Annotated in this window: 13 protein-coding genes; 7 read left to right on the forward strand and 6 right to left on the reverse strand. The window is 73.4% G+C overall.

Features of this window, described 5'->3' with window-relative positions; all coding sequences use genetic code 11:
- Positions 1-30: 30 nt before the first annotated feature.
- Entirely contained in the window at positions 31-540 is a 510-nt protein-coding gene (locus E6R18_RS06680; protein WP_136315920.1) for a DUF664 domain-containing protein, read from the forward strand.
- A 9-nt stretch (positions 541-549) separates the two neighbouring features.
- Here E6R18_RS06680 and E6R18_RS06685 read toward each other — a convergent pair whose 3' ends face one another.
- Positions 550-1,350, reverse strand: coding sequence for an AraC family transcriptional regulator (locus E6R18_RS06685; protein WP_136315921.1), 801 nt, complete (start codon positions 1,348-1,350; stop codon positions 550-552).
- A gap of 87 nt (positions 1,351-1,437) precedes the next feature.
- Between E6R18_RS06685 and E6R18_RS06690 the strand changes: the two genes are divergently transcribed.
- Positions 1,438-1,878 carry a DUF2000 domain-containing protein gene (locus E6R18_RS06690; RefSeq protein ID WP_136315922.1) on the forward strand — a complete coding sequence of 147 codons (441 nt, stop codon included), beginning with the start codon at positions 1,438-1,440 and terminating at the stop codon, positions 1,876-1,878.
- A 45-nt stretch (positions 1,879-1,923) separates the two neighbouring features.
- Here E6R18_RS06690 and E6R18_RS06695 read toward each other — a convergent pair whose 3' ends face one another.
- The 5 genes from E6R18_RS06695 to E6R18_RS06715 all read right to left on the reverse strand — a co-directional run bounded on the left by E6R18_RS06695 (position 1,924) and on the right by E6R18_RS06715 (position 8,289).
- On the reverse strand, positions 1,924-2,970 hold the full coding sequence (locus tag E6R18_RS06695) for a polyprenyl synthetase family protein (protein WP_136315923.1): 1,047 nt from the start codon (positions 2,968-2,970) through the stop codon (positions 1,924-1,926).
- Positions 2,967-4,031, reverse strand: a complete 1,065-nt coding sequence (locus E6R18_RS06700; RefSeq protein ID WP_136315924.1) for a tetratricopeptide repeat protein — start codon at positions 4,029-4,031, stop codon at positions 2,967-2,969. The genes E6R18_RS06695 and E6R18_RS06700 overlap by 4 nt, the downstream gene beginning before the upstream one ends.
- Positions 4,032-4,254: 223 nt before the next feature.
- A complete protein-coding gene (locus E6R18_RS06705; RefSeq protein ID WP_136315925.1) occupies positions 4,255-5,547 on the reverse strand; it encodes a phosphoribosyltransferase in 1,293 nt (430 codons plus the stop codon).
- 135 nt (positions 5,548-5,682) lie between these two features.
- Positions 5,683-7,815, reverse strand: a complete 2,133-nt coding sequence (locus E6R18_RS06710; RefSeq protein ID WP_136315926.1) for a GAF domain-containing SpoIIE family protein phosphatase — start codon at positions 7,813-7,815, stop codon at positions 5,683-5,685.
- A gap of 81 nt (positions 7,816-7,896) precedes the next feature.
- Positions 7,897-8,289, reverse strand: a complete 393-nt coding sequence (locus tag E6R18_RS06715; protein WP_136315927.1) for a nuclear transport factor 2 family protein — start codon at positions 8,287-8,289, stop codon at positions 7,897-7,899.
- Positions 8,290-8,358: 69 nt separating this feature from the next.
- Between E6R18_RS06715 and E6R18_RS06720 the strand changes: the two genes are divergently transcribed.
- The 5 genes from E6R18_RS06720 to E6R18_RS06745 all read left to right on the forward strand — a co-directional run bounded on the left by E6R18_RS06720 (position 8,359) and on the right by E6R18_RS06745 (position 12,052).
- A complete protein-coding gene (locus tag E6R18_RS06720; protein ID WP_136315928.1) occupies positions 8,359-8,958 on the forward strand; it encodes a PadR family transcriptional regulator in 600 nt (199 codons plus the stop codon).
- A gap of 9 nt (positions 8,959-8,967) precedes the next feature.
- Entirely contained in the window at positions 8,968-9,669 is a 702-nt protein-coding gene (locus E6R18_RS06725; protein ID WP_136315929.1) for an alpha/beta hydrolase, read from the forward strand.
- 75 nt (positions 9,670-9,744) lie between these two features.
- Positions 9,745-10,422: an ABC transporter permease gene (locus E6R18_RS06735; protein WP_136315930.1), complete on the forward strand. Its 678-nt coding sequence runs from the start codon at positions 9,745-9,747 to the stop codon at positions 10,420-10,422.
- Positions 10,419-11,102, forward strand: a complete 684-nt coding sequence (locus tag E6R18_RS06740) for an ABC transporter permease (protein WP_136315931.1) — start codon at positions 10,419-10,421, stop codon at positions 11,100-11,102. The genes E6R18_RS06735 and E6R18_RS06740 overlap by 4 nt, the downstream gene beginning before the upstream one ends.
- Entirely contained in the window at positions 11,099-12,052 is a 954-nt protein-coding gene (locus E6R18_RS06745; RefSeq protein WP_136315932.1) for an ABC transporter substrate-binding protein, read from the forward strand. Before E6R18_RS06740 ends, E6R18_RS06745 begins: the two co-directional genes overlap by 4 nt.
- The last annotated feature ends 74 nt before the right edge of the window (positions 12,053-12,126 follow it).

Here is a 12,126-nt window from a genome sequence, read left to right on the forward strand (position 1 = left end):
CGGGCGCAGGCGAGCGGCCATGGTGAAGGCATGAACGTCGCTGACATTTTGACGGATGGATACTCCCGCATCCAGGAGGCCGTGCACGCGGCCGTCGAAGGGCTCCGGCCCGACGACCTCCACGCCCGGCTGGACGACGGCGCCAACTCGATCGCCTGGCTGGTGTGGCACCTGACCCGCGTCCAGGACGACCACATCGCGGACGCGGCCGGCACCGAGCAGATCTGGTCCGCCCAGGACTGGGCCGGCCGTTTCGATCTGCCCCTCCCCGCCGATGCCACCGGCTACGGGCAGAGCAGCGAGCAGGTCGGGGCCGTGCGGGTGGGCTCGGCGGACCTGCTCCTCGGCTACTACGACGCCGTCCACGACCACACGCTCGCCTTCGTCGGGGACCTCGACGGGCACGCGCTGGACCGGGTCGTGGACGAGGCGTGGTCGCCCCCGGTCACCCTGGGGGTACGGCTGATGAGCGTGCTGTCGGACGACCTCCAGCACGCAGGCCAGGCCGCCTTCGTACGAGGTGTGCTGGAGCGGCGCTAGGACGCGCGCTCACGCCCCGCGGGTACGGGCGTAGTGCCCCGGGCCCGTGCCCACGACGCGCTTGAAATGGCGCGTCAGATGGGACTGGTCGTAGAAGCCCGCCGAGGCCGCCACGGCCGACGCGGGGACTCCGCGCAGCAGCAGCCGGCGGGCGAGGTCGACCCGCCGGCCCGTCACGTACTGGTGCGGTGCCATGCCGAACTCACGGCTGAAGGCCCGCACCAGATGCGCGTGATGGGCGTGCAGCCGGGTGGCCGCCTCCTGGAGCGTGATGCCCTCGACGTACTTCTCGTCCAGCAGATCCCGCAGCCGGTGCGCGACCTTGCGGTCGTGGACGAAGGGGACGGGGTCGAGGCGGTCGCGCAGGTGCTGTTCCAGGCGCTCCGAGACCAGGGCGAGCCGGCTCGCCGCCTCCAGTTCGTCACCGGGGCCCGCGAGGGCGCGGTGGAGGCTGTCGATGCGGTTGCGCAGCCCCGGATCGTGGAGGACGGGCCGGACCACCGCCCGGCCGATCAGCCGCTCGTCCACCTGCGGCACGTCGAGGTACAGGACGCGTTTGCGAAAGCCCTCCGGCGTGGCCGCGCCGCCGTTGTGCGGGACGTGCGGCGGCAGCAGCGTCACCGTATGGGTGAGTACGCCGTGCTCGTGGCGGTCCAGGTCGTAGCGCACCATGCCCTCGTCCACCAGGAGCAGCGTCCACGCGTCGTGTGTGTGCATGGGGTAGGTGTGGTCGGTGAAGTGCGCGTGGAAGACCTCGGCGATGCCCTCCACGGGGGGGCACCAAGCGGTGATCTCCGGACGGGCGGCCATGGGCCGATCGTACGCCGGGCGCACCCGCGCACCGACGCGCAAAGTTCGTACAAGACCGGGCGCCGGGCGGTTCGGCAGGCTCGGGGCATGACAGCTGAGACCACCGCCCCTGCCCCCGTCCGCTTCGACACCAAGATCGCCGTACTGCTCCGGGACGACCTGGAGACCTGGCAGCGGCTGAACGTCACGGCCTTCCTGGTCAGTGGCCTCGGCACCGCTGTCCCCGAGGTGATCGGCGAGCCCTACGCCGACGCCGACGAAACCCCGTACCTGCCCATGTTCCGTCAGCCGGTGATGGTCTTCGAGGGGCCGAAGGAGATGCTGACGACCGCCCACACCCGGGCCGCGGGCCGGGGCGTGCCGCTGTCGGTGTTCACCTCGGACCTCTTCGCCACGGGCAACGACCGAGGCAACCGGGCCGCGGTGCGTGCGGTGCGCCGGGACGGAATGGACCTGGTGGGCCTGGCCGTGTACGGCCCCCGCAACGCCGTGGACAAGATCCTCAAGGGCGCGTCGATGCACTCCTGACCGCCGGTGGGCGGGGCCGCCCCGCCCCGCCCACCGCGCGGCGCCTCACCCGGCGCGTTCGACCACGTACGGGAGGAGCGTCAGCATCTCCTCCAGGGCCTCCGGCGCCAGCGTGACGCTCTGCAGGCAGGCCCGCGCGCTCTCCAGGTGGCGGTGGGCCTCCGCCGTGGCGGCCGTGCGCCCGCCCGCCTCCTCGATCAGACCGGCCGCCCGTCCGACGGCCCCGTCGTCCAGCGGACCGCCGCGCAGCAGCGCCCCCAGCTCCGTCGAGGCGGGCCCGCCGGCGGCCAGCGCCGCGAGCACCGGGTACGTCTTCTTGCCGCGCCTGAGGTCGCTGTGCACCGGCTTGCCCGTGACCGCGGGGTCGCCCCAGATGCCCAGCACGTCGTCGGCCGCCTGGAACGCCACCCCGAGGTGGCGCCCCGCGGCCGTGAGGGCGTCGGCCTCCGTGCGCCCGGCGCCGCCGAGCAGCCCGCCCAGACCGGCGGCGCAGCCCAGCAGCGCACCGGTCTTGTGCTCGGCCATCAGCCGGTATTCGGACGGCTGCACGGCGTCCGGACCGGTCCAGGGCCGCGACTCGAAGAGCAGGTCGTCGGCCTGGCCGCGCACCAAATCGGTGAGGGTCGCGGCGAGCAGCCGGACCGCCGGCACGCAGTGGCTGCCGGGTGCGTCGGCCAGCGTCTGCACGGCCTGCGCGAACAGCGCGTCCCCGGCGAGGAGGGCCGGCCCGGTTCCGTACGCCTTCCAGGCGGTGGCGCGCCGTCTGCGCGTCTCGTCGCCGTCCATGATGTCGTCGTGCAGGAGGGAGAAGGTGTGGATCAGCTCGACGGCGACCGCTCCGGCGACCGCGCTCCGCGCCCTCGCCCCGACCGCCTGAGCGCCGAGCACGGCCAGCGCCTGGCGGAGGCCCTTGCCCTGCGCACCGGGCACGTCCCCGCCGTCGATCCCGTCCCAGCCGAGCGAGAACGCGGTGATCTCGCCGTGCCACGGGTGCAGCTGTCGCACCGCCCGGCACAGCGCGGGCCGGACCACGCCGCGGCAGCGGGCCAGTATCTGCGGCGCGGTGGCCGCCGAGGTCACGGGAGGCGTCATCGGCGTCCGCCCGCACCCTGCACCGCGTCACCGGCCGGTGCCACGCCCAGCTCCCTGTACGCCTGGTCCACCATGTCCCGTGCGTTGAGCAGACCGATCCCGTCCAGCGTGGCGCGCAACGCGTCCAGATCTGCGGCCGTCTCCCCGGCGTCACGCCCGAGCCGGGCCAGCGACTTCACCAGGCCGAGCCGGGACAGCGCCTCGCCCCGGGGCTCCGTCATCGCACGGAACTCCTCCAGCGCGCCCTCGTAGACCTGCCTGGCCTCCTCGTAGCGTCCGGCGCGGTAGAGCACATTGGCGCGCATCTTGTGGTTGTAGGCCAGGGCACTGGACAACTTCATCTCGCGGCACGTCACCTCGGCCTCCGAGAGCAGCGTCAGTGCCCGGTCCGCGTCCTTGTCGCGTGCGGAGACGATGTCGGCCATGCCGCGCAGCGCCCAGGCCCGGCCCCGCCGGTCGTCGGCGTCCCCGGCCAGCTGCGCCGCCTCCTCGAACATCGCCAGGGCGGTGTCGAACGAGCCGGTGTTGCGGTGGATCTGCGCGATGCCCTCCAGGGCCCAGACGGTGTGGCGGGCCTCGCCGCGTGCGCGGGCCTCGGCGAGCAGTTGCTCGTGCAGTGCCGCGACGGTCCGGTAGTCGCCCTGGATGCGCCCGGTCTCCGCGAGGCCGGCGAGCGAGTAGCCGCGGGCGACCACGTCATCGCCCCTCTTGCCCATGTCCGCCGCCAGGCCCAACAGGCGGAAGGCCAGGCGGAGCCGGCCGCGCTGGCGGGCGAGCGTCCCGCCGCTCCACAGCGCCCAGGCCATCGCCCCGGCGTCGTCCGCAGACCGGGCGGCGCGGTAACTGGCCTTCCACGCGAGGTCCGCGTCCGCCACGTTGCCGAGCCGGCGGTGCGCCTCGGCCACGGCGAGCCCTGCCCGGGCCGATTCCTGTGCGGAGCCCGAGCGTTCGGCCGCTTCCATGTGGCGTATCCCCTCGGCCAGGACGTCCGTGAGGGAGGCGTTCACGGACATCTTGGTGAGGGCGCCTTGGTATTCGGGCGCCAGTGCCTTGCTGTGCATGGGAGCCTTTCGCGCGTGAGCGGACCGGCCCGGCGCAACTATACCTTGCATGTATACGCAGGGAGTATAGTTGTCCGGTGCTCTGGCCCGCGTACTCATGGGGGGAGGGGCGAGGGTCGTCGTGTGCGGCGTGCCGCCTTGCTGTGGATCAAGACGGCATATCCGGGGACAGGGTTGCTTCGCGGTTCGAAAGGGCGCGGACCCGGCGGCGGGCTTCTTCTCTTCAGGCTGTCCCGTTCGCCAGGTGGCCGATGAACCAGTCGCGGGCCCGTTCGGCGACCTCGTCCAGGGTGCCCGGTTCCTCGAAGAGGTGGGTGGCGCCGGGGACGACGTCGAGCCGGCTCTCGCAGTGCAGCTCCGCCTGGGCCCGGCGGTTGAGTTCGAGCACTTCGGTGTCCCGGCCGCCCACGAGGAGCAGGGTCGGGGAGCGCACCTCACCGAGGCGGGCGCCCGCGAGGTCGGGCCGGCCGCCGCGCGAGACGACCGCACCGATCCCCGTGCCGGGCTCAGCCCCGACGACGGCCGCCGCCTGGAGGGCCGCGGCGGCTCCGGTGCTCGCCCCGAACACGCCGAGCGGGCCGGGGACCTGGAGCCGCAGCCAGGCGGTGGCGTCCACGAGCCGCCCGGCGAGCGTCGAGATGTCGAAGACGTGGGAGCCCTCGGCCTCCTCGTCGGGGGTGAGCAGGTCGAACAGCAGCGTGCCGAGGCCGGCCCGGTTCAGGGCCGCCGCGACGGACCGGTTGCGCGGGCTGTGCCTGCTGCTGCCGGACCCGTGCGCGAACATCACGAGCGCCCCGGTGTCACCGGGCCGGGTGAGGCTGCCGGGCAGGGCCACCCCGCCCGCCTCCACCAGCACATCGCTGGACGCCAGGGACCCGGACTGCCGCGCCGCCCTCTCCAGCAGCGACACGACCTCTTCGTCCGGGGTCTGGTCGAAGTCCCGGTACCACTCGCCGACCGCGGAGAACCCGGCCGGCGCCGACAGGCACACCAGCTCGTCCGCCTCCTCCCGCAGCCGGGCGGCGGCGGAGGGCGGTGCGACCGGCACGGCCAGCACCACATGGGCCGCACCCTGGGCGCGGGCCACCGCGCACGCGGCGAGGGCCGTCGCACCGGTCGCGATGCCGTCGTCCACGAGGATCACCGTGCGGCCTTGGAGCGGGATGCGCGGCCGGTCGCCCCGGAACGCCCTTGCCCGGCGCGACAGTTCGGCCTCCTCGGCCTGCTGGACGGAGGCGATGGCGGCCTCGAAGACCCCGGCCCGGCGCACGATGTCGTCGCTGATGATCCGTACCCCGCCCTCCCCGATGGCGCCGAAGCCCAGCTCCGGACGGCGGGGGACACCGAGCTTGCGCACCACGATCACATCGAGGGGGGCGCCGAGCTCCTGGGCGACGCGGAAGGCCACCGGAACGCCCCCGCGTGGCAGACCCAGCACGACGGGGTCGCTCTGCGCGAGGGGGCCGAGAGCCGCGGCGAGCCGCTGGCCCGCGTCGGAGCGGTCGGCGAACTGCACGGGATGCACCCCCAGACGGGGGAGGGAGGAAGGAAATCACCCACTTCGTTCCAGTCAAGGCCACTCACGGGAGGCCCGCAACCCGGCGTCCCCGCTGCTCCCCGTATGAGCTCCCTCCCCGCCAGGGCGTTCGGATCAGCCGTCCCCGTTCTCCAGCGCCTCGATGAGAAGGAGGGCGATGTCGTCGCTGCCCGGCGTGGTGTGTTCCGCGTACCGGACGAGGCTGTCGGCCAGGGCGTCCATGGACCGGCCGGCGCCCCGGGTGAACTGGCCGGCGAGCGCCGCCGTCGACTCGTCGAGATCGGTGCCGGGCACCTCCACCAGACCGTCGGTGTACAGCGCGAGGGCGGCGCCGGGCGGCAGCGGGATCTCGGTCGTCGGGTAGCGCGCCGCCCGGTCGATGCCGAGCAGCAGCCCGGGCGGCAGCCGCAGCACCTCGGTGTGCCCGCCCGGATGACGCAGGAGCGGCGGCGGATGACCGGCCGTGGCCAGCAGGGCGCGGTGACCGGCCAGATCCAGGTGGACGTAGAGGCAGCTGGTGAAGAGGCCGGGGTCGAGATCGGTGAGCAGTCGGTTGGTGCGCTCCAGGACCTCGGCGGGTGGCGCCCCCGCCGAGGCGTGCACCGCCGTACGGACCTGGCCCATCAGCGCCGCGGCCTTCACGTTGTGGCCCTGCACGTCACCGATGGCCGCGGCGGCGGTGGTGGCGTCCAGCCGGATCACGTCGTAGAAGTCGCCGCCGATGCCCATGCCGCGGGTGGCCGGCAGATAGCGGGCGGCCACGTCCAGGCCGTCGATCCGGGGGAGGGTGTGCGGGAGCAGATGGGCCTGGAGGCTGTGGGCCAGCTGCTCCTTGGTGTCGTACAGGCGGGCCCGGTCCAGGGCCTGCGCGATGAGCCCGGCGATCGAGGTGAGGAGGGCGCGCTCCTCCGGTTCGAAGGGGCGTGTGCGTTCGTAACCGAGCACCAGCGTGCCGACCGCGCGTCCGGAGGCGAGCAGCGGCAGGAACGCCCACGCGGCCAGGCCCTGCTGGAGCGTGGCGGGCTCGAACGCGCGCCGGAACTCGTCGAAGGTGCGGTAGAAGGCGGGCACCCCGGTGGCCAGGACGTGCGCGACAGGAGCGTGCGAGGTCAGGGGTGCGCCTTCGAAGCACTCCATCAGCCCGGCGCTGAAACCGCGGTGCCCCTCGCTCCGCAGCCGCCCCTCCGCCGCCGTCATCACGGCGAGCGCCTGGATGCGGAGGGCGGGCACGATCTGTTCGGAGACCAGCTCGACCACGTCCCGGATCCCGACGGCCTCGGTGAGCGTCGCCGCCAGGTGCATCAGGTGGTAGAGCGCGACCGCCCGGCCCGGGGCGCTCGGCGAGGCGGCACCGCCCGTGGCCGTGGGCGGTGCCGGGGCGTTCGGTGCGCTGACGGGGGTGATGTAGACGCTGATGCCGGAGGCGTCGGGGTAGAGGCGGAAGGAGAGCCACTGGTCCGGCGGCCGCAGAGCCGTGAAGGACATCGGCTCCCGGCTGATCATGGCCCCCCGGTACCGGTCCTCGAAGTGCGGATCGGCGAGCCAGCGCAGCGACACCCAGGGCAGCGTCCCCACCAGGTCCTTGGCCCGTCCGCCGACCAGGGCGGCGCCGGCGTCCGTGAGGTAGGTGATCCGGCCGTGCGTGTCCAGGGTGCAGCAGCCGCCCGGCAGCCGTGCGACGAAGTCGGCCGCGGCGACCGCGTCGGCGGGGGTGGGCGGCGGGGCGGTGACCGGCGGCAGCACCCGGGGCCCGACCCCGGCCGTCACCGGGTGGCCCGCTTCCCGCGCCTCGTGCAGCACCCGGGCGGCGTCACCGCAGCAGTCGGGGACCGCCGCGCGCTCCTGCGGCGTCAGCTGCGGCGGGTGCGAGCCGGGCCACAGCAGCACGAGACCGCCGGGAGCCGTGGTTCCCGTGAGGACGGGCGCGGCCGCCAGCGCGAAGCGGTACGGAAGGACGAGTGCGAGACGCGGATAGCGCCGGGCCAGCTCCTCCTGGCTGCCCAGCCACACCAGATGCCGGTCCTTCACCGCGTCGGACACCGGCATGGGAGCGGACAGCGGCACCCGCAGCCAGGGGTCGGCGAGCTCCGGCGGCACCCCGGCGAGCACGGCCAGCCGAAGGGTGGAGCTCCCGGGCGGCAGCAGGTACAGCATGGCCACCGTGGCCCCCGTCTCGCGCACGGCGCGTGCCACCGCCGCGTCCAGGCGATCCTCCGCGGAGTGCATGGCAGGCCCGACATTGTCCATAAACGGACAATACGCCCGCACCTCACGCACGACATCGCGATGTACGCCGCCGAGCCGCGCTTCCCGGCGAGCCCCGGTGGGTCAGCCCGCCGCGGCTTCGCGGCTGATGCGCTCGAACCGCGCTCCCATCTCCTCGGCCAGCGCCTGTGCGGCCGACAGGGGCCGGACCATCACCATGAGGTCGTCGATCAGGCCCGCCTCGTTGAGGTGGAGGAAGTCGCAGCCGGTGATCTCCCGGTCGCCGACCTTCGCCGTGAAGACGAGCGCGTGGTCGCGTCCGTCCGCGCTCGCCATCTCCCGTACGTACCGGAAGTCGCTGAACACCTCGGAGACGGCGCGCAGGATCGCGGCGGTGACCGGCTTCCCCGCGTAGGGCTTGAACGCCACCGGACTGGTGAAGACGACGTCGTCGGCCAGCGTGGCCTCGGCCGCCGACAGATCGTGTGCCTCGACAGCCTTGCGGAAAGGAAGCATCCCGGACTCCATAGTCAACTTGTTTAATAGGTGCGAACGAGATTAATCACATGGTGTTAGCGTGTCCAGATGTCACTCAAGTACGCGGTCCTGGCGGCCCTGCTCGAAGGCGAGGCGTCCGGATACGACCTGGCCAAGGTCTTCGACGTCTCCGTGGCCGACTTCTGGTCCGCCACGCCGCAGCAGCTCTACCGCGAACTGGACCGGCTGGCGGAGGGCGGCCTCATCGCGGCCCGCGTGGTGGAGCAGCAGCGCCGGCCGAACAAGCGCGTGTTCACCCTGACGCGAGCCGGCCGCGACGCGCTCGGCGCGTTCACCGCCGAAGCGCCCCGCCCCACGGCGGTCCGGGACGAACTCCTGGTGATGACCCAGGCCGTGGACATCGGAGACCGGGACGCGGTACGCGCGTCGGTCGAAGAGCGCATGGAGTGGGCGCGCGCCAAGCTCGCCCGCTACGAACGGCTGCGCCAACGCCTGCTGGCCGGCCGCGACGAGGACGCCTTCCTCGCGGAGACCGACCGCGTCGGCCCCTACCTCACCCTGATGCGCGGCCGGTCCTTCGAGGAGGAGAACCTACGGTGGGGGCGGCGGGTCCTGGAGATCCTGGACCGCCGCGCGGCGGCCGGGGAGGAGCCGGCGTCCGGCGGCGTTGTCAGGCCCGTCGTCTAGTGTCCCCGCATGACTTCATTCGTACTGGTGGCGGGTGCCTGGCTGGACGCGTCAGCGTGGGACGACGTGGTGCCCGGGCTGCGTGCGGCGGGCCACGGCGCCCACCCGGTGACCCTGTCCGGGCTCGGCGACAAGAAGGGGCGGCCGGTGGGCCGGCAGACCCATGTGGCGGACGTCGTCGGTGAGGTGGAGCGCCTGGACCTGCGTGACGTCGTCCTCGTCGGGCACAGCTACTCGGGCATCCCGGTCGGCCAGGCGGCCGAGCGCATCGGTGACCGGCTGGCCCGTGTCGTCTTCGTGGACGCCAGTGTCCCGGCCGACGGCGAGTCGTTCGTCTCCACCTGGTGGCAGGGGCCGGCCGCGCTCCAGGCCCAGCTCGACGGGAACGGCGGCCTCTGGGCCCTGCCGGCCGCCGCCGACTTCGAGGGCCAGGGGCTCGACCCCGGACAGATCGCACGGCTCCTGCACGGCGCGACGCCGCATCCGGGCGCCTCGCTCGGCGACCCCGCCGTGCTGGACCGTCCGCTGGGCGAGCTGCCCGCGACGTACGTCAAGTGCCTCCTGGACGGCCCGGAGCCGAGCGAGGACGCGGCCCGGCTGCTGGCCGGCGAGCGGTGGGAGCTGGTCACGACGGACACCGGCCACTGGCCGATGTACTCGCGGCCCGGCGAACTGACCGAGATCCTCATGGAGGCGGCCACCGCCTCCTGACCCGCCGCCCGTGCGCGCGCCCCGAACAGGCGATCAGGACGCGCGCACGGGCGGTGGGCGGGCTGCAATGGACGGGTGACCGCGCCCCCCGACGACTGCCTCGCGCGCAACGAGTGGATCTGCGGCGCCTACCTGAGCTCCCGTCGGCACATCCTCTGGGACGCCGTCCTGCAACACGTGCAGCTCACCGCGGTGGCCGTGCTCATCGGCCTCGTCCTGGCACTCCCGCTCGCCCTCGCCGCCCGCCGCCGGCACTGGGCGGCCGGGCCCGTGCTCGGTGTGACGACGATCCTCTACACCATTCCGTCGCTCGCCATGTTCTCCCTGCTGCTGCCGGTGTACGGGCTGTCCGCCTCGCTCGTCGTCGCCGGCCTCGTCCTCTACTCGCTGACCCTGCTCGTCCGCAACGTCCTCGCCGGACTGCGCGCCGTCCCCGAGGAGACCCGGCAGGCGGCACGCGGCATGGGGTACGGGCCCGTACGGCTGCTCCTGGCCGTGGAACTCCCGCTCGCCCTGCCCGCCGCCATGGCCGGCCTGCGCATCGCCACCGTCTCCGCGGTGTCCCTGGTCACCATCGGCGCGATCGTCGGCTACGGGGGGCTCGGCAACCTCATCTACTCCGGCATGAACACCTACTTCAAGGCCCAGGTGCTCACCGCCTCCGTCCTGTGCGTCGTCATCGCCGTCGCCGCCGACCTGCTCCTCCTGCTGCTGCAACGCCTGCTGACCCCGTGGACCAGGAGGCGGTCGTGAACACCCTCCTGGACGCCTGGTCCTGGCTGACGACCTCCGCGCACTGGCACGGCCAGGACGGCATCGGGGCCCGGCTCGGCCAGCACCTCTACCTCACCGCCGTCTGCCTGCTGGTCAGTTGCCTCATCGCGCTGCCCGTCGCGCTGGTCCTCGGCCACCTCGGCAAGGGCGGCGCGCTCGCCGTCAACCTCTCCAACATCGGACGGGCCGTCCCCACCTTCGCCGTCCTGGTGCTGCTCCTGCTCACCCCGGTCGGCCGCTGGGGCGAGGGCCCGACCATCGTGGCGCTCGTCCTGTTCGCCGTACCCCCGCTCCTCACCAACGCCTACGTCGGCATGCGCGAGGTCGACCAGGACGTCGTCCGCGCCGCCCGGGGCATGGGCATGACGGGCCGCCAACTGCTCCTCCAGGTCGAAATGCCGCTCGCCCTGCCGCTCATCCTCACCGGTGTGCGCATCGCGGCCGTCCAGCTCGTCGCCACGGCCACCATCGCGGCCCTGGCGGGCGGTGGGGGGCTGGGCCGCATCATCACCGCGGGCTTCAACCTCGCCTCCACCGCCCAGGTGGTCGCCGGAGCCGTCCTGGTCGCCGTGTTCGCGCTGCTCGTCGAGGGGCTCTTCGAGGCGGCGCAGCGGCTCGCGCCGCGCCGGCTCGGGCTGCGCGCGGGGGACACCGCGTGAGGGCCGGACGCACGCTGGCCGCCCTCGTGGTGCTGGCGGCCACCGCCTGCACCACCGGCCCCACCCTGGAGAACCAAGGCGAGGTCACCGCCCCGCCCGGTGACAGCAAGCACCTGACCATCGGCTCCGCGGGCTTCACCGAGAGCGACCTCCTGGCCCAGATGTACGCCCTGCTGCTCGGCCGCGCCGGATACTCCACGAAGATCATCTCCGTCACCAACCGGGAGATCTACGAACCCGCCCTGGAGAACGGCCAGATCGACATCGTCCCCGAGTACGCGGCCACCTTCGCCGACTGGCTGAACGCCAAGAAGAACGGGGCCGACGCCGCCCCCGTCGGCTCGCCGGACCTGGCCGCGACCATGAAGGCCCTGCGCGCCCTCGCCGCGCCCCGCGGCCTCACCGTCCTGGACCCCGGCAAGGCCGTCGACCAGAACGCCTTCGCCGTCACCGCCGCCTACGCCGAGAAGCACCACCTGAAGACGCTCAGCGACCTGGGCCGCTCGGGCCTGCCCGTACGGCTCGCGGCCGGTGACGAGTGCGTCCAGCGCCCCTACTGCGCGCCGGGTCTGAAGAAGACGTACGGGATCGACATCACCGCGGTCGACCCCAAGGGCGTCGGCACCACCCAGGCCAAGCAGGCCGTGCAGAGCGGTCGGGACCAGATGGTCCTGACCACCACCACCGATGCCACCCTGGACGACTTCGGGCTCGTCCTGCTCGCCGACGACAAGCACCTCCAGAACGCCGACTACCTCGTCCCCGTCGTCAACCGGGCCCGCGCCGGCGGCGAAGGGGTGCGCAAGGCGCTCGGCAAGCTCAACACCGTACTGACCACCGCGGACCTGGCCCGGCTGGACGAACAGGTGGACAGCTGGCGGCGGCTCCCCGAGGACGTGGCCCGCACGTACCTGAGATCCGAGCACCTCATCCCCGGCACGGACGGGTGAGACCGCGAGACCGCCCGGCGCCCACCGATGAGTTCGCACCGCCGCACGGGTCATCGAGCCGACACCCACCGCAG

This window comes from Streptomyces sp. A1277, assembly GCF_004795015.1.
Classification (GTDB): Bacteria; Actinomycetota; Actinomycetes; order Streptomycetales; family Streptomycetaceae; genus Streptomyces.